This is a genomic window from Flavobacteriales bacterium, from assembly GCA_021739695.1.
In the GTDB taxonomy this organism is placed as follows: Bacteria; Bacteroidota; Bacteroidia; order UBA10329; family UBA10329; genus UBA10329.
In genome coordinates, this window is the sequence record JAIPBM010000022.1 from 46,312 (window position 1) to 70,929 (window position 24,618).

The window sequence follows — 24,618 nt, forward strand, 5'->3', positions numbered from 1 at the left end:
TTCCAAACGGAAAGCCTTTTTTGTAGCCCGTAGGGGACAGATCTCGAACATTTGGAAGGATTTTGAAGCATTGCTTCGAATTTGAATAACTAGTCTCGAATTTGACCCGCCTTCTTACATTCAATCTAAAGAGACCGTTCTCCAACTGGGACGTTTTACAAGGTATTTGAAGGTGACCTGTTTGCTTTCTCCAGGTAACAGCGTCAATTTCCAATCGAGAATTCCCTTGTCTTCATCCAGTTTCACACCTTCGGTATCGATCAACGAAATGGAAATGTCTCGAGATGTGGAGACCGGTAATTGGTCCTGTAAATGAAGCCTCACCAGTTTGTCTTTGTTGTTCTTTAGCTTGATGGTGAAGCCTCGATAATCAATCGTCTTGTTGCCAATTATCTGCTGCTTGGTAAACTCCTTCATTTGCTCTCGTTCCACCACCAAAGATTTATCAGAGCCAAGCGAAACGAGCATGGTATCTCCTGTGTTTTGAGGCGATAAGAGCGATTGTCCAATGTAAGTGCCAGAAACATAGAGGCTAACAATACCTTCCAATAGCTCAAATCGTTCCCAGTCGGTGATCTTGGCTACCAGAAAAGCGTGAGGTACTTCGATGGGGGCGGAGAAGTAGCTCATGTCTGCGTTCATTTCCAGTTCATCTATTTGCACGGTGTAATCCTTATCGTCAGAAAGCACGGTGAAAGGAGTCTCCACCTTGTAAAAAACGCGGGTTTCCTTTTTAGCAACCGAAGTGTTCACCGATATTCGCTTGTTCCTCGCCCGAAAATCTGATGTGTAATTATTACTGAAATATGGTTGAGAACTGATAGACGCTATTCCTCCATCCACATCGCCATATTGTGCTGGAATGCCACCTGTAAGTACGCGTACGCTTTCGTAGGCCGATTGCGGAAGCGAGGAAGATCCGCGCACCTTCACGCCATCAATGTAGGGATTCAAAGCACCATCCCGCGAGCCTCGAATCAAACCAAGTTCATTTTGCATGCCAGCCACAGTTGTAACTACCGAATTTGCACCGCGCGCTGGCATTTTTTCAATTTCTACACCAGCAACCGAACTGAGCAGGTTTCCACCTCCATACCCTCCGGGCCTAATTTCACTGGCTGAAAATGAAGAGCCAGAACCTCCGTCTTTCTGTATGAGTGGAACGGTATAGGCAATCACACAGACTTCATCCAGCTGTACGCCTGCGCTCAATTTAAAATCGGCAATTGCAATCTGATCACCATGAACTGGAATTCCTTTCCGTTCCTGCGAAGTGAAACCGACCGAACTGACCTTGAGGTCGTACATTCCGGCACTGATGTTTTTCAGTTTAAAGACTCCGTCAAAATCTGTGGTCGAACCGGTTACTATTTCCCCTTCATTCAGTAGCGCCACATTGGCAAATGGAATCGGTTCAGAACGGTCGTCTGATACCGTTCCCTGGATACTTCCCGAACCAGTAAGTTCCATGCTGGCAATATTGAGTTCAGGTGTTGGCTTAGAATTTCTCAAGCTGCCAAGATCCCAGCGTTTTAGTTCTGGCATTTGGCCGCTTTCAAACGGATTTTCAGAGGTCAGATTGAGCTTCACATCTTTCCAGTCTGACCCGCTGCTTTGACGCACGTTGGCCTTTAGAATCAGATTGATCGGTTCGTCTATGTCCTCAGCCCGTAGGTCGTAAATGGGAGTCCAACCGGCATTCGGAATGATGTATTTGAGCGAGATGTTTCCTTTGAAAGTGTCTTCGCAACTTGCTTCAACAACAATTTCACTTGTTTTTGGAGGAACAATACTGGTTATCTCCTGCTTTTGAGCGGTTTTTTCGCGCAGCAGTTTTTCCAGATCCTTGATTCTTCTATGGCTTTTTCGTTGAGCCATTTTCACTTCCTTTAGCTTCACCTCATAGAATTCAACGGTCTCGATGAGTTCATTTACCCGCACACCTTCCTGCTGTCCGCCTATTTCGTTGTTCAGAGCCAATATCTTCTCTTGGTTCTGATACAAAGCCAGCACGTCCGATTCGTCCTCTATAATAATCTGTAGACTGTCCAGACTTGTTTGAAGCGCCTCGGATTTTTCATTCTTGTCAAGGTGCTTTAGGAAGTTCGAACGCTTGTTAACGTAGTTGATCACAAGTCCATCGTCTACCTTCACCTGAAGGCTATTGTCCATCAGGTCGGGTTCCAAACCCTCAAACACCAGCCTGTATTTTCCCGGTTTCAGCTTTAATGGCTTTACTCGTTTTACCTGAGCTCCTTTAAAGTAAACGGTCACTTCGCTCACTTCAGAGTTCAACTTTTTTTCTTCAATAGCTGTGTCTTGGGCCAAAGCAACTTCAGCCAACAGCATCACCAAAATGAGCAGTAGATTTTTCATGACTTATGGGTTTTTAGGATTTCCATTCAAGTTACCCAACATTACAGTCTTACGGGGTCTGTTTTTTGCCAATATCTCCGTATTCATTGCAAGTCTGAATAGGTGAATAATGAAGGATTGGCTATGGATTTGAACTGGGAGCGGACAGGCTAAAATAACAGACCCAAAAAATATCAGGATGGACCGAAAACATCAATTGACGTCCATTTTTATGAAAATTGTCACCTCCTTAGGCATCGAGGTTGCCACGCTAATCTCTAATAATTGTTAATAAACAGTTGGGCGAAAGCAACCCAAACAATTTTTGTTTTCGGGCCAGCGTAGTACATGTAACATCATTTCAAAAAATCTCAAAATAATGTAGTTGAAACCTTAGATTTAAAAAATTCTTGCCATGAAAACACCAGCCCCTTCCGCCCTAAGAATTGCCAGTCTTGCTTTCATCATCCTCGTACTGTTCGGATGTAAGGATAAAAGCAATGAACCTATTGATCCGGCATTTGCTGGATACATCTCTGCATTTACCAGCGGAGTGGTAAGCAATAGCACAACCATTCAGATAAAACTAGCAGAGTCGCACCCCGATGCTGAGATCAACACGCGGATTGAAAAAGAACTGTTCGATTTCAGTCCGAATGTGGATGGTGAAGCGTTTTGGCTGGATAACCGAACCATTGAGTTTCGTCCGAAAGAGCGGTTGAAATCAGGCAAGGCGTATGAGGTGGAATTCGACCTCTACAAACTGGTTGACGTGCCGGAAAACCTGAAAACGTTGGTATTCCAGATTCAGGTGATGAAGCAATCGATGGCAGTGGCATTTGATGGAATGGAAGCCTACGATACCGACCTGAAATGGCAGATGATGCGCGGCTATGTGACCACCTACGATGTGGCTTTTGCAGATGATGTGGAAGCTTCGCTGGTGGCTTTGCAGAATGGCAAGGAACTCAGTCTGAGCTGGGAACATGAAGGTGGAGGTAAGCTGCATCGATTCATCATCGATAGCATTAGCAGAACGGAAGATCGCGGGCAAGTGATCTTACAGTGGAACGGAGAAAAACTTGGTTTTGAAGGAGAAGAGGAGCGAAGCTATGACATTCCGCCATTGGGAGAATTCACGGTTTTGGATGTGAAAACCACTACACAGCCCGAGCAGATGATCACCATCTTCTTTTCCGATCCAATTAGTACGGAGATTGACCTCAATGGCCTGATTTACCTAAGACCACAAGCTGATATTCGCTTGGTGCGCGAAGGAAATTCAGTAAAACTGTATCCTGTCAAACGCCTTATTGGTGACATCACACTTATTGTGACCGATGGCGTGCGCAACTCACTCAACTATCAATTGATGGCTGAATATCAGAAAAAGGTCAAGTTCACCAGCATCAAACCTTCGGTTGAATTGATTGGAAAAGGTGTTATTCTGCCAAGTTCTGATGGATTGACCTTCCCGTTCAAAGCGGTGAGTCTGAAGGCTGTAAATGTGCGTGTTCTCAGGATTTTTGAGAACAATATGGCGCAGTTCTTTCAAGTAAATCAGTTTGATGGAACTGACGAAATGAAGCGCGTGGCCCGTCCGGTTTTCAATGGCGAAGTAGAACTCAAATCCGAAAAACCGATTGACTACGGCAGCTGGAACAATTTCTCCATCGACCTCTCGAAACTCATAAAGGCCGAACCCGGAGCGCTCTATCGCGTGCAGGTCAGTTTCACCAAAAAGCAATCGCTTTATCCTTGCGAAAGTGGCGGAACGAAGGAAGAGGATGAGGTTTGGGACGAGCCCGATTATGAGAATGAGTTTGATAGCCCACCGCGCTGGGATTACTACGATGACGAAGATTATTATGATTATCGCCACTATAAATATGAAGACAGGGATAATCCGTGCTCGCAATCATACTATATGCGAGGCGATCGTTTTCCTGCCAGAAACTTCTTGGCATCCGACCTCGGAATCATTGCTAAAAGCGGCCGTGGCACGGATATGTTGGTGGCCGTTACCGACCTCAGAACTACCGATCCGATGTCGAATGTGGAAGTGGAGATTTACAACTTTCAACAACAATTGGTAGGGAGTTCTACTACCGATGGTGATGGTTTTGTAAAGATCGACCTGAAGCGAAAGCCTTATCTGCTTATTGCCAAAAAAGATGGACAGCGCGGTTATTTGCGCCTGGATGATGGTTCGGCCCTTTCCATGAGCATGTTCGATATTGGTGGACAGCAGAATAAGAAAGGTGTCAAAGGATTCATTTATGGCGAGCGTGGCGTGTGGCGTCCGGGCGATTCGCTGTTCGTGTCCTTCATTTTGCAAGATGAGAACCACGTTCTACCCAAAGATCATCCGGTGGTTTTTGAGCTCTACACACCGCAACAACAGCTTTTTGAACGGAAAGTGCGCACCACTTCGATCAATGGATTCTACGATTTCAGAACCTCAACAGCTGTAGATGCGCCAACTGGAAACTGGTTGGCGAAGATCAAAGTGGGTGGTTCCGAATTCACAAAGACCATCAAAATAGAAACCATCAAACCGAATCGACTCAAGATCAAGATTGATTTTGGAAGTGAGATTCTGACCGATGTTGTGAAACCAAAAGGAACGCTTGAAGTGAAATGGCTGCATGGCGCCATTGCCGATAACCTGAAAGCGGATGTGGAATTGAACCTTACCAAAGGCTCAACAGTATTTGAAAAGTATCCTGATTACATCTTTGATGACCCTGCAAAAGACTTTGATGCGGAAGAGAAAATGGTGTTCGAAGGCAAGTTGGATGCTGATGGAAAAGCCACCGTTCAACCAGACATTCAGGTTGCGAAAAACGCACCCGGAATGCTGTCTGCCAATTTCAAGATACGTGCGTTTGAGCAAGGAGGCGATTTCTCAGTCGATCGGTTCAGCATGCCGTATTCGCCTTATCGCGGATACGTTGGTTTGAAAGTGCCGCAGGGAGATGCTTGGAATGGCGCGCTCTATTCCAACGAGCCTAATCTGATACCGATCGTTACGGTGGATGAATTCGGAAAACCCGTTGATCGCAAAGGCGTTAAGATTGAGATTTTCGATGTGTATTGGAGATGGTGGTGGGAGCGTTCGTCTGAGAACGATCTGGCCCGATATGTAAGCAACTACAATCGTAATCTGGTGAAATCAGCCACCATCGACACCAAAAATGGGAAGGCGATCTACGAACTCAATTTAGGCGAGCGCCAATATGGTCGCAAGTTTATCCGTGTCACCGATCCGGTTACAGGCCACAGCGCAGGACAGACCTTTTATGTAACCTACAAAGGTTGGTGGAATGATGATAGCGGCAACTCGCCCGGAGCTGCGGAGTTGCTCACCTTCAGCACCGACAAGAAAACATACGAAGTAGGCGAAAAGGTGAAGGTGAGCGTGCCGTCCGCCAAGCAAGGTCGCATCTTGGCCAGCATCGAATCGGGCAGTAAGATCATCAACGCTTTTTGGGTGGACCTGAAGAAAGGCGAGAACAGTTTTGAGTTGGAAACAACCAAGGAAATGGCTCCGAACGTGTTCGTTCATCTGTCGCTTATTCAGCCTCATAAGAACGTGAAGAACGACCTTCCAATCCGTTTGTACGGCATTCAACCCATTACGATTGAGAATCCGCAATCGCACCTCGACCCGATCATTACCATGCCAAACGAATTGGCGCCTGAGGCACCTTTCGAAGTGAAAGTGCGCGAAGGAATGGGTCGAAAAATGACCTACACCTTAGCCGTTGTAGATGAAGGATTGCTTGATCTTACGCGTTTCAAAACACCCGATCCATGGTCGCATTTCTACGCCAAGGAAGCGTTGAGCGTGAAAACGTGGGACATGTACCAATATGTGATTGGCACATTCTCAGGAGAAATGGCCGGATTGCTTGCCTTGGGTGGAGATGAATACAGTCGGAAAAACGGTGGCGCCAAAGCCAATCGATTCAAACCTGTGGTAAAATTCATCGGTCCGTTTGTGGTGGAAGCCGGCAAAGAGAACGTGCACAAATTGGAGATGCCGAACTACGTTGGATCAGTGCGAACGATGGTTGTGGCTGGGCAGGGAAATGCTTACGGTTCTACTGAAAAGACAACGCCCGTCAAAAAACCGTTGATGGTCATTGCTACCGTTCCGCGCGTGGTTGGCCCACAGGAAAAAGTGGACATTCCAGTAACTGTTTTTGCCATGGACGATAAGGTGAAGAATGTGACGGTTACCATCGAAAGCAATGAGCTATTTCACATCAACGGGGAGAAATCCAAGACCATCAAATTCTCACGGGTTGGTGATGAAGTCGTGACCTTCAACCTAAGCGTTGCCGAAAAACTTGGCATTGGAAAATTGAAAGTGGTTGCGAAAAGTGGTTCTGAACGTGCTGAATACGAGGTGGAATTGGACGTGCGAACGCCTAATCCGCGTATTACAGAAGTGAAAGACGCCTTGCTCGAACCGGGTCAAAGTTGGGAAATTGATTATCTGCCAATTGGCATGGCCGGAACAAACAAAGGCGTGGTTGAACTTTCCAATATTCCATCGATGGATCTTGAAAAACGCTTGCAGTATCTGGTGCAATATCCGCATGGTTGCATCGAACAGACCACTTCATCTGTTTTTCCCCAGTTGTTTCTGAGCAACCTGATGGAGCTTTCTCCAGAGCAGAAGCAGGAGATTGAGGACAACATCAAGGCTGGAATCAATCGTTTGCGCAACTTCCAGATCTATTCTGGCGGATTGTCTTATTGGCCAGGCGAAATGGATGAGGCGAGCGATTGGGGAACAAACTACGCAGGGCATTTCATGCTCGAAGCGAAAGCCAAAGGATATGATATGCCTCCAGGTTTCATCGAGAATTGGACGAAATTCCAGCAGCAACGCGCCAATAGTTGGACGGCCGATATGGATGGGCAGCACAACCATTACTATTCAAGGGGACAGCTCATTCAGGCGTACAGGCTTTACACGCTTGCCTTGGCAGGAACGCCTTCGCTAGGCGCGATGAACCGCATGCGAACCATCAAAAATTTGGAAACAGCGGCACGATGGAGACTGGCTGTGGCCTATCAGTTGATCGGCAAGCAAAGCATTGCTGAGGGACTCATCGCAGGGCAATCAACGACCATCAAGTCCTACCGCGAATTGAGCTATTCGTATGGAAGTTCGGAGCGCGACCGTGCGATGATCTTGGAAGCGTTGACGATGCTTGACCGAAAAACCGATGCCAAGAAAATTTTGGATGAACTTACCACAGGTCTGTCCTCCAATAGTTGGTATAGCACGCAAACGACCGCGTATTCGCTTTTGGCCATTTCCAAGTTCATTGGACAAACCGGTGGAGCGGCAAAGTCGCTCAAATTCAGCTATGTTTTGGGCAATTCCAAGCCAAAACAGCGCAATTCTGAGACAGCCATTTCGCAGGTTGGTTTGCCGATGTCCGGAACCGAAGGCGGCCATTTCAAGGTTACGAACACGGGCACATCCACGCTGTTTGTGAAGATGATTTCGGAAGGAATTCCAGCGGCTGGAGATTTGACCAGTTCGGAACATGACCTGGTGATGAAAGTGCGCTACACCGATCTTAATTTCAAGGAAATCGACCCCAAGGTTTTGGAGCAAGGTTCCGACCTTATTGCGGAGGTTACGGTCACACATCCGGGTATAAGAAAGGATTACAGCGAGATGGCGCTCACGCAGATTTTTCCTTCAGGTTGGGAAATCCGCAACCTGCGGATGGATGAAGGCGAAAGCACCAAAGTGGCTGATGAACCAGAATATCAGGACATCCGTGACGACCGTGTGTACTCGTATTTCGACCTAAAGAAGAACGAAACCAAGACTTTCCGCATTCTGCTGAATGCCACGTATCTGGGCGAATTCTATCTACCAACGGTTGCATGCGAAGCGATGTATGATAACGAGATCAACGCTCACAAGGCAGGGAAATGGGTGAAAGTGGTAGAGGCTGGTAATCCAACCTCGGAAGCAAAGTGATTGAAAGTGAAAATCCTCCGCTTTGCATCGGCACCTCTTTTAAGAAGGAGGAATCCGCCTTCCCCCTTTTAAAGGAGGTGGACTGAAAGTGAAGCTTGCGGAACATTTCAGGACGGGGGATTTTTGAGCTCAGGCAAAAATGAAAGAAGTTCTCTCATACAGGAAGAAATGGGTCATTGGAGGCACATTCCTCGGACTGGTCATCTGGTTCGCGGTGTGCCTTCCAAACCCGCTTTTCACTACGCCCACAAGTACAATCCTTGAAGATGAGAACGGGCGTTTGTTGGCTGGAAGAATTGCTTCGGACGGGCAATGGCGATTTCCGAAATCAGACAGTTTGCCAGACAAATTCATCCAATCCATCCGCTATTTCGAGGACGAATATTTCTATCAGCATCCTGGATTCAACCCTGTTTCATTCGGAAGGGCGATGAAGCAGAACATCAAAGCCAAGCATGTGGTGAGTGGCGGAAGTACGCTAACGATGCAGACCATTCGCCTTTCGCGTAAAGGGCAATCGCGCAGCATATTTGAAAAGCTGATTGAAGTGATTCTAGCGGTTCGTTTAGAGATCAGGGAATCAAAAGATGAGATTCTGAAACTCTATGCTTCCAACGCGCCTTTCGGTGGGAATGTCGTTGGCTTGGATGCCGCAGCTTGGCGCTATTACGGCAGAAATCCATACCAACTTTCGTGGGGCGAAATGACCGTGCTGGCCGTGTTGCCCAATGCGCCATCGCTTGTTTATCCTGGAAAAAACAGCAACAAACTAAGGCAGAAGCGCAATCGGCTTTTGGACAAACTGAGAGAAAAGGGAGTGATTGATGCCGAAACCTGTGAGCTGGCCAAAGAAGAACCGTTGCCCGGAAAACCGCATTCCATGCCCAATACAGCGCCCCACTTGTTGAACCGTGTGATGAAAGAAGGTCATACGGGAGAACGCGTCCGAACCACCATCAAACAGGCCTTGCAGGAAAACGTAAATCGGATTGTGAGTGATTATCATGGCGTGCTCAGTCAGAACGAAATTCACAACATGGCGGTGCTTGTTTTGAATGTGAGAACGGGCAAAGTAATGGCGTATGTTGGCAATAGTAATTGCCCCGATGAAGGTTCGGGACGAGCTGTGGATGTGATCACGGCACCCAGAAGCACAGGCAGCATCCTTAAACCATTCTTGTATACGTTCATGTTGCAGGATGGCGCACTCTTGCCGAATCAGCTCATACCTGATATTCCAACGCGCATTGCGGGCTACGCGCCCAAGAATTTCGATCAGAACTATGACGGTGCCGTGCCTGCTGGAGAAGCATTGGCGCGGTCGCTCAATATTCCTGCGGTGAGGATGCTGCAAGATTATGGTTTAGAGCAATTCTATCATCAATTGCAAAAACTCCATTTTTCTACGATTTCAAGGCCAGCGGATCATTACGGGCTTTCAATCATTTTGGGCGGTGCTGAGGCCACGCTTTGGGATCTTGGCACTTCCTACATGAATATGGCCCGAACGCTTAATGGTCAAGAGAATCTGATTCAGTCAACGTTCGTTAGCAACGATTCTGTTCAAGTTCGAACGGATGGAGAAAACGTCTTCGATCCCGCAGCGTTGTGGTGGACAGTTCAGGCCATGTCAATGCTGAACCGACCTTCGCAGGAAATGGGTTGGCAGGAATTCGGTTCTTCGCAAAAAGTGGCGTGGAAAACAGGGACAAGTTTCGGCCATAGAGATGCATGGGCAATCGGTTTTACACCAGACCATTTGGTGGGCGTTTGGGTGGGAAATGCTGATGGCGAAGGTCGTCCGGGATTGACCGGTTTGAATGTAGCCGCTCCGGTCATGTTCAAGGTTTTTAAGCATTTACCGCGAGATGGATGGTTTGATGAACCGCAGATCAAAATGACAGGCGTGAATACCTGCAAACAATCGGGTTTTCTTGCAACGGCAAATTGTCCTGAGCAGCTTATCATTCATGTTCCGGGTAATGCCAATCGCGCGGAATCATGTCCTTATCACCAGAACATTCATCTCGACAGCACATCGCAATACCGCGTGTCGAGCAGTTGCTATTCGGTTAGCGCTATGGTAAACAAACCGTGGTTCGTGCTTCCGCCCATTCAGGAATGGTATTATAAACGGAAGAACCCAACGTATCGTCCGCTTCCTCCATTTAGAAAAGACTGCTTGGTCAATGCCATTCAGAACATTGCGGTCATTTATCCGAAGAATGGTTCGGGCATTTTCATTCCCAGAAACCTGAATGGTTCGTGGGAAAAGGTGGTTTTTGAAATTGCACATCGTCAGCCAGAGACGCTTGTCTATTGGCATTTGGACAATGAGTTTATCGGCACAACCCAATTTGAACACAACCTCGAAGTAAGTGCTGCAGCAGGCCAACACACCATGACGGTAGTTGACGAAAAAGGCGAATCCGTGAGTTGGCGTTTTGAGGCGTTGGAGAAATAAGGTTCTATTCCGAATCCCAATAACCCTTCATCTGCCTCTCAGCCTCTCGCAGCCAAGACTCTGAGTCCATAAGCGAATCCTGTGCTATCCAAGTTACTTTGCCGTATACGGCATCGGTCAGGCATATCTCTGGAATGCTTCCTCCGATGTACTCACCTTCGTTCTTTCCTGCCCGTGACACGATGGTGCTCAGCCAAAAGAAACGCGTTTTGCCGTCAACATTACGAACGTACGGGCGAGATTCGGCCGGATAGTTCACCGACCAATCGTAGTTTTTCTTGCTCTCCACAATTTTGGCAGAAATGGCTCCGCTGCCGATGTACTTCTCGCTTCGGTGATTGATAAAATACACGGTGTGATCATTATCGCCCGGAATGAAAAGGCTCAAACTCAAACCCTTTTTGTTCTCCTCATAAGGTTCCATGCCAAAATAGTTGTAGAGTTTTCCTTCTCCTTTTATGGTGAAGTAAGTGATGAACGGCATCGGATTCTGATCACTTGCCACTTCAGGGATCCGCACATCACCTTCGTGATAACCGGGAAATGGAGCTAAAAATCCGTTGGCGAATTTGAAGCTATTGGCCGTGTAATTCAGCGCTTTAAAAGGCTGTAGGTTCTGTCCAACGAGATACTTGTGCTTGAGCAGTTCTTCTGGCGAAAGAAAATCTCCTTTTCCGAGAAAAACACGCTTCAAGTAGTTGTCGCTTCCACCTTCTTGCTGAATGACGTAAACACCTCCGAAAACAGGACGTGGAAAGAGAAAACCTTTCCATCTGACAATCGGAACCACTTGCACCCAATTACCGCTGTCGTCTTGCAGATAAAGTGGAGCCGCTGGCTCGCAGTTCAGGAATTCATTCACCCCAAAACGTTTTACCACCGCATTCTCCGTTTTGTGGCTAAACAGTAACTGTTCGCCAATCTCGAAATTGACCTTTGCGCGATGCTTACTGTCAAAAACAGGTGATGGCAGATAAGCAGGAACATTCAGCACCTCGTACATGTGTTTGCTAAAGCGTTGAATCCAATAATTCGTTGCAGGCCCAACGGCAGCCGTGAAGTAATAGTTGCCATCAGCACCTTTTGTGAAACGTGGTTGCGTGGCATCTTCTGTCTCGCTCAGTGCTTCTTGGTTAATGAGTGTTCGAATGGAATTTACAGGCTGAATCCGTTCGTGACCTGACACAGGAATTTCGCTCAATTCAACCTTATTCAAACTTGAATAATGGATGTAGAGGCTGAAGTAGTTGTGGATATAAGGACCTGAAAAAAAGCTGAGCACCAGAAAAGCCACTAACAAAATAGAAGGAACGATGGCTCGTTTCCATGTTCGTTTTCGCACAAAAAGAATGAAAAGCCCGAACACCAAAAGAACCAGCACCACAAGAGCCAAATACTGGCGAATGGCAAGCAGAATCGGTTGAAACGTGGCGCGGTCGACAACGAGCGTGAAAAGCAATACGATCATGATGATGGCTACCCAAACTGGATGGCGTTTCATCCAAGCTTTTACACCGCTTCCGATTCTTGTTCTGAGGTTGAAGAAGAACCAATAAACGTGGTTTTTTTCCTCGTCTGGAGTTTGAATCTGGTCAGTCATTCACGTAGCCTTTTATGCCTTTTCGCCAATCGTCATCTTTCGGTTTGTCCTTCGCGCTATCCGCAGGTTTTTTGTCTGGTTCCCGTTCTTGTTTGATGGCTTCAATAGGTTTGGGCTTCTCTTCAATCTTGTTCACCCCAAGATCAGATTCCATTTTATCGATCTGGTCGAGTTTGCTTTTCAGTTTGGATAGGTTGCTTGGCGCATGTCTAAAAATCAGCGGAGCAACATAGAATGCAACCATCAACCCAAGAGTGATGAACACACCATACAATAGTTGTATGAGAATATTGGCGCTACCAGTGAGAATGACAATGCCAGTGATGATGACTGCGAGAAAAATGGCGCTGTAAAGCTTTCCAGAGAATGGCTGTGCGTATACGAAGCCTTGTTCCAGGTCATCGGGCATCGGGTCTTTGTGGGTGAGTTTATACCAATTCCGATAACTCTTGGTCATGCTTTTGTAATCGAAGAAGTAGTAAACGATACCGGATGCCAGACCGATGAAAAAGGCGAGTAGCGTATCCATTATTTGATGAGTTTAGAGTAAATGCCTCGGTGTTTTAAGATACTATTGATAGCCCATTCTTTCATGGGTTCTTTCCAAGTTTGATAATCGTGGTAAAATGCAGTCTTATCAAAAGCAAACTGAAGAACAGGATTGTTGTTCTGAATTTTTGAGATAAGATGCCAGAGCACCCGCTTCTGTTCAGGGCTTGTTCGAGTGTGTGGCTGGAGCATAAACTGATTCAGATTCTCTGAGATCTTCGGCTTTTCCTGCCCACCATTGATCAACTTATTGACCACCTTTTCGAGTTCGAAATAGCGATCATCTAACAGTTTCGCTTTCTCCAATTTGCTTATCAGTCCTTTACGCTGCGTGGGCGTCATCTGACCCACCGGAATAGTATCATCCAACTCCATGGCTGCTGAAACGATCATATGCTCCAACTGTAGTTCCAACAGTTCAATATGTTCCTGAAAGAAATCGGTTTCGCTATCTAAAAGATCTAAGTTGTAGAGGTAGGGAATGAAACTCAAATCCTTCATATTGAACTCTACATGCAAATGCCCGCTGTCTCCACTCAGCTGTGAAGCATCATCTTCGAAAATCATGATCGGCTTGCCACCCATCACCTTTTTGAACACGAAAACACCGTTGAACGCCAAGGTGTAAAAAGCTGTGATATTCGAGAACGGAAAGTCTGGCAACTCCAAATTCCGATAGCGCAGGTCGCCATGCTTTTTGCTGCTTTCAATGATTGCCTCGCGCAATTTCGAGTTCATCCAAGCTCGCGGATCGTTCATGTATCGGTTGACAAGTGCCTTTTGTTCGGCAGCAGCCGCGGCCAAATCGCCCGCCACGTTGAACTTCAAATTCACCACTTCCATCATCAACAGATCTTGTGGCGTGCGATACGAACTGATGTTCTGGTCGAGTTCAAACCAGATGGCATTCAGCGAGGTGATGTCCTCAATTTGCAACGCATAATTCTCAAAAACACGCCTGTGAATTTCCCAATCGAAGGTGTGGTATGGCATGTACACTGGACAATCCTTCTGATCGGGCGAAATGATGATGGCAAATGGGTTGGCAACACCGTGAGAAAGATAAAATCGATCGTCCTTTTCTCTTGCTATTTCAGGACTCCAACCCCAACCATCAACATGAAACTGATTGAGCTCGGTAGGCGCTATTCCGATGTCTTCCAAACATCGATTGTACCGCTTCTGCATCAGCGTATTGTCGATGTAATACAGCCGATCGCCAAACAGTTTTGATTCGCTGAGCTTAATCATGGATCTGCCCTTTGCTTGCCAGATCTCGGGCTTCTCCTTGGATGAAAAGTCGCTTGGCAGCTTCTTTTATCTCGCGGTTGATGCCCGTTTCGTTAATACGGATGGAAGTTTCCACGTAATTCAATGCTTCGTACAATCGTAGTTGCGAGAAATTCGAATCTTTCAGATTTTCCTTCATCAACACTTTCAGCATGTCCACTTTGGTGTCGTATGCTTTTCGGAAGAACTCATCTGGCTTTTCCCACCAGATCTCTGGTAGGTCAAAGTCGATAACGCGCGCGTCTACCGCTTTCTGAATGTTTCGCAGATCGCGTGATGAGAAGAACGGATACTTCCGTTGAATGGCCGCGTAGAAATCTCCGAAGAAATCGTGCGAATGCACACCAGCACTTGCCATTGTTTCATCGAAAATGGCCTTCACATCCTCATTCGTGAAGGTGTAATTATGGTCAAGCAGTTCGTTCAGCGATTCCGCTCGTTTCTGACTTGCCATGTAATCGTATCCACTCGGTGGAGGTGAGTTCACAAAGCCACTTTCCAGCTTTTCATATTTGCGCCACCACAGGTAATCCTGATCGATAAAATCCTTGTCGGTGCCCGCTCCATCCATTTTCACACGCATCTGAATTCGCGATAGCACCGCCTTATCAATCTGATCGGGAATGTTGGTGAAAAGGCTGATCAAACGGTTGCCGTAATTGACCGCATAAGCACCTTCCGTGTTTCTCAAGAAAACTCCGATAAACTCACGCACACCGGCCGAAACACCCTGACGCGTGCGTTCCTCCAAGTTATTCTCAGCATCATCAATCGGAGCGAAAATGATCTTGCTTGGGTCTTGCATCGGCTTGAACCATTCCATGGCGCGTTCTGCCGTTCCGCCTTGGTATGTGGAAACGATGTTCTCTGGCAACGGCCAAAAAAGAAAGTCGTACCCGAGCATATCGCAACGCTCTTTAAGCAAGGTTGCCGTGGCGGCAATCAGCATGCTTTTCCCCGTTCCGGGCTTTCCATCAGCCATGGTCACATTGGGCAAACCGCCTAATTCGTTCAGCGGATTCCGCTTCGTTTCCATGTCGTAGCAAAGCAAGCGTTCAGCATAGCGCTTAAAAAGATGCTTTGCTTCCTTGTTGGCCACAATGTCTTCCATCTTGGTAGGATTGAACGCCATGCCAACCGTAACATTGGTCGACATCGTTTCAAAACCTTGCACCACAAACTCGGTCTTTTCCAGTTTGTAATGATTGTCGGTAAACAGGTCAACGTACTTGAAACCGTCTTTTCTGAGCTTCAATTCTTCGCTCAAACGCTCAAAATATAGCTGACTGATCTTGAGGAAATGAAGATCCTGATTCACTACGCCCGAACGCTCCAAGTACGCGCCATAATAATAAAGCGAGCATTGAATAGCCTTGGAAGGACGGTTCAGGTTTACTTCTGGAATGCCGTTGAAATCGATGTTGATGGATGAGACTTCATCTGCCCGATGATCGCGAAGCCCATACAGAATGTAGTTTGCTGCTACCATCAGTAAAATGGCCGCCTGCGTTTGCGATTTATCATGAAACTCGGGTAGCTCCGATTGATGCAGACTTCCGTCACGGTTCTTCTGCATCAACAGTTCCAGACCTGATGCGCGTTCATATTGCTTGGCGATGTATTTACCGATGCAATAACCTTTCTTCAGCGCGTTCAGAATGACATTCGAAGTATTGGAAAGAATGATGCGATCATTACTGATACGGATGGCGCTTTTGATGATGGAAAGCTCATCCGTTTCGTTGATGTTCAAGGCTTTTCCTGCCTGAATGAGAAACGATAGATCGATATCGCCTTTGGCCTTTTTCACGTCAGTAATCCAGCCAACGCTTTTCAAATACGTGGTTATTTCTTCCTTGAACTCTTCAAGGTATTCTTCTTTGATTATCAGTAAGGATGAATCTGTTTTTTCCATCTAGATTTTCAGTTTGCCTTAAGGAGTTGATCTGTCCATAATGTATAAACCGATCCAATTGGTTTATACTGGTCATTCAATGGAAAAGCCAAGCGGATCTTATCCATAAAATCGATTAGTTGCCAATCCTCATTGTTGTAGGTGTCGTTTGGGTAGGCTTTTGTTGGTTCTTTGCCCCATTCCCACCTGACCAAATAATTACTTACATCTTGCGCTTTAAGCTTTGGAATCAACTCAGCCAACAATTGTGGATTTCCCTTCTGAGCAGTAATTTCTTCTTCAGAGACATTCTCATCCCAGTAATCCGGTATAGGAATGAACTGATCTACTTGATCACCTCGGTTGTAAAGTACATACATCCAAAAATCTCCATCATGGATATGGAAGGAGAAAACCGGGCAATTTAGTTGCTGGGAAATGTATTGTGAGCAGGAGTCCCATTCAACAAACCCCATGGGATAAACAACGGCAGTTCCATTTTCACCTTCATGGATTATACAAGTGTTTTCTTTCAGATCATTATCTACTTGCTGTTCAAGTCCGCCAGACTTTGATTCGGCATAATCTCTTACGCAAGACACAACTTCTTCGGTAGTTCGACCAATTACGCCTGACATTGACAAAAACATTCCCATGGCAAGTGATTCTAGTTATCGTGATAAATGTATGGCGGCACCACCAATTCATTGAGCGCCTCTGGATGATATTCGCTCAGATATTGCCACACTCCGTGGCTGGTAATGCTGTATTTGTTCAACTTGGAGATCATCTTCTCCATGCATTCCTTGTTCGACTCATCGATGTAAAAGATCTGTCGCAACTCACCTTTGGTCAGGAAGCTTTCTTTGCGTTGCTGCCCAACGGAAAAGATCACTTCCGCATCATATCGAAAGATGAAATCGCTGTAGTCGAATCGCTTCTTCAGCATTTTTGAAAATGGATGTTCGTCCTGCGAATACTCGCCATAGATCGGCCCGATGGCGATGCGTTTCAGCACTTTCGGCATCATCAACTCGCTGAGCGAATCGATGTCGGAGATCATCACTTTCAGCGGAGCCGTATTGTGTGTGATCTTGCGGATGCTTTCCACAAAACCGTAGCTGCGCAATGCCTTTTCTGCTTCGGCATCTTCGCGGTGATGGTCGAACACCAGCATGTAGATGTATGGGCGATTGGTGACACTATCGAACGAGCCCCAACTGTAGAGGTAACGCCAATTGAAATCGGCACCTTTTGATAGCAACTCCAGCGGCCCAGAAGTGAATTCCTTGAACAGTTTCCAGGTATCAAGCGTTTCGAAATAAGTGCGCTTGCTGATCTGTTTGAGCAAGCGAACGGGTTCGGTTTTGCTACGGATCATGTGATCCAAGATCAAGGTGCGCAGCGTATCCACCGACTGGCCATCTTTCAACTCCTCGGCCTGTTTGGTAAGGTCGTCTGCCAAGCGTCTGAACTCCATGTGATTCGGGAATCCCGACTCTGTAAGATCCACCAACATCGGATGTGTGTCATTGAAAGCGTATTTCAGCGACAGCACTTCAATTGAGTTCAAGAACTTCTGCGACATGCTCTTGATGATGTTGGCCTCATAAGGCGCATCACCTTGGTAATTGTCAACGGAGTTAATGAATTGCTCCAGCGCAAATTTCAGGTACTTGAAATAGTCCTGATAAGCGTTTTCGCCATCAAGCACACTCCGATCGAGCGGTGTAAAATGTTCGGCTACTTCTGAGGTTTTCATGAACTTCGGTCTGACCGATTAATTCATGAGATCGTTCACAGACGATGAATCCTTGCTTGGTTCTGCTGGTGCAGCTGGCGCATCACCCGATTTCTCATAGCGATGCGAGAAGGTCTCTTTCACATCGATACCGAACTTTTTGCTGTGCTGCTCCATGATCTTGGCATCTTCCTCCTTGTATTTGGCGGTTGCCTCTGCCATGGCCACCAATACCTTGTGCAATTCGGTCATACGCTCTGGATGCTTCTTCACACGATTCACCCTGTCTTTTTCGGAACTTACTAGCACTTTGGCAGCAATTTCCGTGATCTTCTGATCTGTTTTTACTCCTGCTTCTTCGTACAGCGAAGCGGCTTCCTGTGCTGTTGCAGTTTGAATCAACTGAAGACCAGATTCGTAGGTCGTAACACGTTCTTCCGTGTCTGATTTCAATTGGCCGATCAACTGCTTCAAGTTGTTCTTCGTAGTTGTCTGCGCCTCTAGATGAATCACGATCTGATCCACAAAACGCTCCTTACTTTGGAAGATTCCAAGTGCGATATTGTAGCTACCTTTTAGTATTGCTCGCTTCTCGCGCAGATCCGCAATTCTCTTTTCCTGTTCGGTGTATTCAGGGCTGTTGTTCGGAAGCTCCACAAGTTCATTTTCGGCATTTTTCAGCGCTGCTTCAACATCCTCGAGTTCTTTCTTTTTATCGCGCATGATGGTTGCTGCCTTCTCCTTGGTGTCAAAGGCAATTTCCTTTCTGTTTTTCAGCGCATCGATCTGCTTTTCTACATCAAGGATCATGTCTTCAATGATGGAGACCATGCCTTGAACTTGACTGATCACGCGGTTCAGCGACTCACCGATATCGGCATTTTTCAAACGGTCGCGATAGCTCTTATTGGCGCGTGCTTCCGTGTCTTTCAGGTTGGTTTCGCTCTGTGCCAACCCCTGTTCTTTTTTGGCTACTTGGCTGTTTTTGTACCCGAACAGAATGTTCCAAGCATTGCTCATGCCTTTGGCACCTTCCAGGTCAGTTCCTGCTTCAGCCAATTTCTTTTTGGCAGCTGCAACCCACGCCAATTCTTCGGTATTGAGCTCCTGCAGTTTGGAGAACTCACCTCCGCAGGAATCGAGCATTCCCCGTAGGTGCAGCATCAATTCTTGAAGATCTTGCTCCGTTTCGGTCACATCGCCATTCAGCGTTTCGAAATTTGAATCTATGATTCCGGAAACTATTTCTGCAGGGTCGCGCTGCTCTGATGCCGCACGTTCAATTTCCGTTTCTATCTGATCCAGTTTAGAAACAATATTGCTTTGCTTCTTCTGTTGGATTTTAGCTTTAAGGCTTTCTACTTTCTTGGAATCTCCCAGTTGATCAAGCAGGTCGAATGAATCTGACATATTTAGTGGATTAAGTTTTTATCGTTCGTTATACCTTCCAAATCTAATGTATTGGCGGCAAAAGCGTAAACCATGTTCAAACGAAATGCAAACTACTTGTTGGATTTTGGAAAAACTGCAGTAGCGGCTTCCGTTATTGCCTCTTGCGAATTGAGTATCATGATCTTCTGCCATATCTTGCGGCTGAGGCCAGTGCTCAACACCTCAATTTCATTGACGGCACCAACAACAACCTCATCGGGCAAACTCTGGGAATACAACGCAGCCACTTTGCCTATAAGAGCTGTAGCTTCCGAACAATAATCCAAATAGCGCTGAAGCTCAAATTTGGTCAGTGTCCGTTTTGGAGAGTTCTCCGTGTCGGACCTTCCTGAAGTTTCATGATTAGGATCCTTCGTCAACTGAAGCATGTCTATAACGTGCGCAATTACCCGCAGTTCATTCAACGATTTCAAGGCCCGTCCGCGCTTTACGCGGGATTCAATGTTCACCAAAAAGAAAATGGCTGCGCCTATCAGCACCAGGTCGTTAAAAATGGCCTCAGAAATAGTGACCACATTGGCCAGCGTGGTGTTCTGAATGCGAAGGTCTATGTAGGTGATGCTGTAGAACAGACCGCCCAGACCGATCAGGATCAATAGGGCAGAAAACAGCCTCAATGGAATGTTCGGAGAAGCAATCCACTCGATGTTCTGTTTGCTTTTGCTGGCCGTTTCCAGAAACTGCTGGCAGGTTCTCCTCAGCTCAGAATTAGGAAACCGATCGGCAATCCGTTTCTCAAGACGATCAATGGTCTCGATGATTTTTTCGGGGTTTAATACTATCGCTGCGCTCATTTTTGGGAAAGTTAAACCACGCGCAATTCAAAAACAAGGGAGAATCTTTTGCCAATTATATATGGTGTTGATCATTAGGTTAGTGCATCAAAAGCTAATCCCAAGCAAATGACTGAATTTGACGGAAAAAAATGTCGAACCCCGAAAATCAACGAGGCAGTCGCTCCGTGTCTAAGTATTGACAAGGGATTCAGGGAAAAAAGAAAACCGGACAATCCATGAAAAATTGGAATTGTCCGGTTTCGTAGCCCGTAGGGGAATGTCCCTCTAAAGGTGTGTAAAGGTCTTTCTGTGGTTTAATAGGTTGAAATACAGGTAGATAATTCGGTTAGGTGTTTATTGTATAGTTCATATAAGTGCAGAAAAGTGATATACTTTACAATCTCAGTGAATTGTTAAAAGCGACATACGTTTTTATTGATTGGGTAGATGGGGTTAAATTGGAAGGTCAACCTGTCTTTCGATTGGTTGATAGTGGAAGTAATGTTAAGTTGATTATTGAGCTTCCAGCAAAGGCACTAGAATACGTTACACAAATAATTCGTGATGTTTTTAAAATTATCGTAAGTAAGAAATCTTTTCGATTTAATGAAAGCCTTGATGATATAGAGAGGTCAATCGAAGTTATGACCAAAGTTGATAAGGCAATTAAAAAAGCCGTCATCACCCCAGAACAAGGTCTAAAATTGAAAGGTGATATCTTTCGGAATGCTAGCGGTATGTTAGAAAATGGCGCTCTCACGCAAGAATTATTTGAGGCAGAACAAAACACCACAAGTCAATCTTTGCTGATGGAGGTTAAAGAGCCGAAGCGAATCGGAGATAAGGTGCAGGGGCTACTACCACCAGCACAGAATGATACCGATACACCTGATAATTAGGGTATAGGTATATCACGACATAGTATTCGAATTTAGGTCGTGTTCAGATACTCTAAAAAGACTGTACTAAATACCACCACCCTATATTAGTAATGAACTATGGTAGTGATTAAATAAATACGTACTTGATATCCCTAGCTTTAACCGACTTAAAAAACCTACGATGAGCAAAGAAACCACTGACCACAATTTGACAGGAGGCTCAACCAATTACGTTAAACTTATTTTTCTTGGACTGGTGGTGGTAGCAGCGACACTCCCGTTTCACTACGTTCCTGAGAGACTTATGGTTTTCCCTAAAGGACAATTAACGTTCAGTAAGACCTTTGTTACTAGAACGGACATTGAATATATAATTTACAGGTCTGAGAATGCTCGAAATGTACTTGAAAGGGACATGGTTTTGACCGAGCCACTTGCGCAAAAACTTCTCGAAATGGGTCTGCTGGTGGATTTCCAAGGGGTCTTGTTTTATGACCTTGACACCGAAAAAATGCCAATGATGTATAAAACCGATAAAAAAATTGAAGCGATTAAAAAAGCCATACAGGAAGACGAAATGAAGTAATGTGTTTTGGTAGTATTTATATGTCTTGTAATATTAGGAATACCTAATACTCTTAGGTATATTTGATTCGTTATTCAGAAACGATGAAAGCACGATACAACCGAATCAGTACAGCAAGCCAAAACATTGAGAGACAATTGGCAAAGCAACACCCAGATGAAATATTATATAATGATGTGGTGAGTGGGTCAGTGCCTTTCAATGACCGTGAACGAGGTTCTCAGCTAGTACAAGATATTGTTGACGGTAAGGTGAGTTATGTGGCGGTATCATCAATTGATAGGGTTGGAAGAAATTTGCAAAACATCATCAATACCCTAGAGTTCTTTACCAGTCACGATGTGGTAGTAAGGGTAGATAACCTTGGTCTGGAATCAATGGTGAACGGTAAGAAGAACCCAACCTTTGACCTTATAGTTTCGGTTATGGCAAACGTAGCTGTAATGGAACGTGAGACCCTCTTAGAGCGTCAGGCTGAGGGTATTGCTATTGCAAAGGCTAAAGGTGCCTACAAGGGGCGTGTAAGAGGCTCAGTCGAATCACCTGAGGAAGTATTGACCAAGTACAAAGGTGTGGTTAAGTTATTGAAGGAAAATATGTCTCTTAGGAAGACATCCAAGCTGACTGATGTATCACTTGGAACGGTGCAGAAGGTGAAGAGCCTGATGGCTGTTTAATCGTGAATTTACCTCATCAACACTGAAAGGGAAGAAGAACTAACCTTCCTTGTTACTCTTATTGAAGGCAACAAAATTGATTGAAGGTAGAATTGCTGGTGCAAATCCCGCATTCAAAGTAAGGGTCGAAATAAAACTCCTTAAAAACGGAAAAGCAATCGCAGGAGCATTTATTGACGGGAATTGCGAGGTTTTAAATTCTTCTGTGATGTTTTCGTCAAGCTTAAACCAAGCTCCGTATTGTACGTCCAATGTGAAGTCGCCCTCATGAAGAACCATGAGTTTGAATATGACACAAAACAAATCCAACTCTACATCGTGGTACAGAACCTCGAAATCAAATTCGAACGACTTATTGTTACCTGAGTTTTCATCACGCACTATTTTGTGTAATGCGAGACTTAATACTTCAGTATGGTGCAACTGAATATTCAAGACACTAGGCGGCTAATGCAAACAGGCTTTCTCCAGCTTGGTATAGATTGTCACCGAACTTAACGTTGTGTTCAACGACATCCACAGTGCATACCTCTTTACTTGTCCATTCAGAAACTTTAGAGAAATCGTAACCCAAATCCTCCAATTGAGAGACCAATTCTTCGCCAGTAACTCTGGCAAAGAATTCATCCATTTTCTTACTTAACAATTTAGAATTCATAATTCATCGTTTTACAAGTCTTAACCAAAGTTATCGAAGCTTGTTCAATATTAACGAGCGGCAAACTTACAGCTAAAATCGTACAGTTTGGCATCCGTGATTCAATCAAAGATACGCGCAAGTCACCAAGTTTAATATATGCGTTACCCTTAACAAATTGGACGCCAATATTTTTCTTTATCATTTCAAAAACGTCAGCATCTCGGTAGTCTTCTTTTGAAAGCCTCTTACCTGTTAGCCTAACCTTGTCTAGCACCTGTTCTCTAAACCTATTGAAAAGTTTAAGCCCATCGAGTACAGTAACGTCTAGAAGCTTATCATCTTCCACCTTAATCTTTGCCGAAAGAACGGCTACGTCCGTGTACTTATTGCGCCTTTTATTTTTATCCCATGATTCATTAACTCCCCAAAGTTCAGCCAACTTGTCCAAGGCAGAATCATTTACTCCTTCAACAAAAAAATACGAACCGCTTCCGAACCATTCATCTCGACTCGTACTTTCCCAAAAGTTATGACTTAAAATGCTAGCCACCTTTTCATTGTCAGTTCCGTGATAACCAATCAATTTACGCTGTATTTATTGAAACTTAGTATTTGGGGCAAGATATCACAATTCCAAGTTTCATAAACAATTGACTAATTTATTTAGGTTACAATTCACTCGTTAGGAAACGTCTATTCCATTCAAGCAACCTTAGGGTATCGCTTTCGCAAAGGCTGAAAAAGGAAGATTGTTTCCAATTGGTGCGAAAAAAAGGTTAAAGGCTTGGTTCTAATCTAGGGGTGGATATTCTCGAAAAAAATGATTTGTTTGCAGTAGAGGGTTGATAGTGTGAAGGTAGGAAGTGCAACCTCGATGTAATCATGTAAAGGAATTGCCTATGAAGGAAACACGGGAAGGCGGAAGGCTGACCCTTTAGAAATAAGCCCCAAAGCGAAGGTGGAAGGGGTTTTGTGTAATGATAATGATATGTACGATGAGATATTAACCTCTAACGATGTACAAGGTCTTCTAAAGATTAGCAAGAATACCCTAATAGGATTAGAGAAAGAATTGAGAATCATCCCAGATTTCAGGATAGGAAACAGAAAGAGGTACTACAGGAAGTCTGTAGATAAGTACCTTAAGAAAATGGGTAATTAAGATTGAAGAAGAGGCGAAAGCCTCTTTTTTTGTGCTTGGAATTACTACGTGAATTACTACGTATCAAATAAAAAAAACTCAATCCGAATTGGAAAGAGGGTTTTTAAGTAGCCCCGAAGGGACAAATGTCGAACATTTGGAAAGGGTTTCAGCAGATAATCAATTCAATCTCGGTTAGAACATACCCTTGAACTCAGATTCAATTTTGGAAAATTGAAATTTCCATTGGCGAAGACTCGAAATTTCGGTTTGAGAAATTTGGATAATCCTCCATCGGTTTTGAAAAAAACCGACCCCAACGTTTCTCAGCTATGAAAAATAGGGTTTTAGCTGCTTCGCCCTGTCCCACAGGACAGGAGCGGCCAGATAAACCCGAACCCTGCGTAACTGATGAGACCCTGTTTTTATAGTAGTCCTAAGCTTGCACTCGTATTAGTTTTAAAGTATAAACAGAAGGAACGAAAGAGTGGAAGAAGATCCAAATAGCAGAAGGGCGGTCGAAGCCCGTCAACACAGATGATCCCCACTCTTTTAC

17 protein-coding genes are annotated in these 24,618 nt (G+C 45.2%); 5 read left to right on the forward strand and 12 right to left on the reverse strand.

Annotated elements, in window-relative coordinates; all coding sequences use genetic code 11:
* Window positions 1-120: 120 nt before the first annotated feature.
* Window positions 121-2,376, reverse strand: coding sequence for a mucoidy inhibitor MuiA family protein (locus K9J17_13435; protein MCF8277730.1), 2,256 nt, complete (start codon window positions 2,374-2,376; stop codon window positions 121-123).
* A gap of 394 nt (window positions 2,377-2,770) precedes the next feature.
* Here K9J17_13435 and K9J17_13440 point away from each other — a divergent pair, with 394 nt between their 5' ends.
* The gene (locus K9J17_13440) at window positions 2,771-8,371 is read left to right on the forward strand and encodes a hypothetical protein (GenBank protein ID MCF8277731.1); all 5,601 of its coding nucleotides are present in this window, start codon (window positions 2,771-2,773) and stop codon (window positions 8,369-8,371) included.
* A gap of 139 nt (window positions 8,372-8,510) precedes the next feature.
* Complete coding sequence (gene pbpC, locus K9J17_13445) at window positions 8,511-10,835, forward strand: penicillin-binding protein 1C (protein ID MCF8277732.1); 2,325 nt, start codon at window positions 8,511-8,513, stop codon at window positions 10,833-10,835.
* A 4-nt stretch (window positions 10,836-10,839) separates the two neighbouring features.
* Here the strand turns inward: pbpC and K9J17_13450 are convergent, their stop codons facing one another.
* From K9J17_13450 to K9J17_13485, 8 genes are all read right to left on the reverse strand, one after another.
* On the reverse strand, window positions 10,840-12,435 hold the full coding sequence (locus K9J17_13450) for a hypothetical protein (GenBank protein ID MCF8277733.1): 1,596 nt from the start codon (window positions 12,433-12,435) through the stop codon (window positions 10,840-10,842).
* Complete coding sequence (locus K9J17_13455) at window positions 12,428-12,964, reverse strand: hypothetical protein (protein MCF8277734.1); 537 nt, start codon at window positions 12,962-12,964, stop codon at window positions 12,428-12,430. The genes K9J17_13450 and K9J17_13455 overlap by 8 nt, the downstream gene beginning before the upstream one ends.
* Entirely contained in the window at window positions 12,964-14,235 is a 1,272-nt protein-coding gene (locus tag K9J17_13460) for a hypothetical protein (protein MCF8277735.1), read from the reverse strand. Before K9J17_13460 ends, K9J17_13455 begins: the two co-directional genes overlap by 1 nt.
* Entirely contained in the window at window positions 14,228-16,189 is a 1,962-nt protein-coding gene (locus K9J17_13465; GenBank protein MCF8277736.1) for an ATP-binding protein, read from the reverse strand. Before K9J17_13465 ends, K9J17_13460 begins: the two co-directional genes overlap by 8 nt.
* 8 nt (window positions 16,190-16,197) lie before the next feature.
* The gene (locus tag K9J17_13470; protein ID MCF8277737.1) at window positions 16,198-16,806 is read right to left on the reverse strand and encodes a hypothetical protein; all 609 of its coding nucleotides are present in this window, start codon (window positions 16,804-16,806) and stop codon (window positions 16,198-16,200) included.
* A 29-nt stretch (window positions 16,807-16,835) separates the two neighbouring features.
* Window positions 16,836-17,930, reverse strand: a complete 1,095-nt coding sequence (locus K9J17_13475; GenBank protein ID MCF8277738.1) for a hypothetical protein — start codon at window positions 17,928-17,930, stop codon at window positions 16,836-16,838.
* Window positions 17,931-17,948: 18 nt separating this feature from the next.
* Window positions 17,949-19,319, reverse strand: coding sequence for a hypothetical protein (locus K9J17_13480; protein ID MCF8277739.1), 1,371 nt, complete (start codon window positions 19,317-19,319; stop codon window positions 17,949-17,951).
* 92 nt (window positions 19,320-19,411) lie between these two features.
* Entirely contained in the window at window positions 19,412-20,155 is a 744-nt protein-coding gene (locus K9J17_13485) for a hypothetical protein (protein MCF8277740.1), read from the reverse strand.
* Between the two features lie 392 nt (window positions 20,156-20,547).
* Here K9J17_13485 and K9J17_13490 point away from each other — a divergent pair, with 392 nt between their 5' ends.
* From K9J17_13490 to K9J17_13500, 3 genes are all read left to right on the forward strand, one after another.
* Window positions 20,548-21,036 (forward strand): hypothetical protein, encoded by a 489-nt coding sequence (locus K9J17_13490; protein MCF8277741.1) that lies wholly within the window; start codon window positions 20,548-20,550, stop codon window positions 21,034-21,036.
* A 163-nt stretch (window positions 21,037-21,199) separates the two neighbouring features.
* A complete protein-coding gene (locus tag K9J17_13495) occupies window positions 21,200-21,604 on the forward strand; it encodes a hypothetical protein (GenBank protein MCF8277742.1) in 405 nt (134 codons plus the stop codon).
* 83 nt (window positions 21,605-21,687) lie between these two features.
* Window positions 21,688-22,281 (forward strand): recombinase family protein, encoded by a 594-nt coding sequence (locus tag K9J17_13500; protein ID MCF8277743.1) that lies wholly within the window; start codon window positions 21,688-21,690, stop codon window positions 22,279-22,281.
* A 39-nt stretch (window positions 22,282-22,320) separates the two neighbouring features.
* Here K9J17_13500 and K9J17_13505 read toward each other — a convergent pair whose 3' ends face one another.
* The 3 genes from K9J17_13505 to K9J17_13515 are packed head-to-tail and all read right to left on the reverse strand — an operon-like array spanning window position 22,321 to window position 23,504.
* Window positions 22,321-22,716, reverse strand: coding sequence for a protein-export chaperone SecB (locus K9J17_13505; protein MCF8277744.1), 396 nt, complete (start codon window positions 22,714-22,716; stop codon window positions 22,321-22,323).
* Window positions 22,717-22,720: 4 nt separating this feature from the next.
* Window positions 22,721-22,939, reverse strand: coding sequence for a hypothetical protein (locus K9J17_13510; protein ID MCF8277745.1), 219 nt, complete (start codon window positions 22,937-22,939; stop codon window positions 22,721-22,723).
* Complete coding sequence (locus K9J17_13515) at window positions 22,929-23,504, reverse strand: hypothetical protein (protein ID MCF8277746.1); 576 nt, start codon at window positions 23,502-23,504, stop codon at window positions 22,929-22,931. The genes K9J17_13510 and K9J17_13515 overlap by 11 nt, the downstream gene beginning before the upstream one ends.
* Window positions 23,505-24,618 lie beyond the last annotated feature (1,114 nt).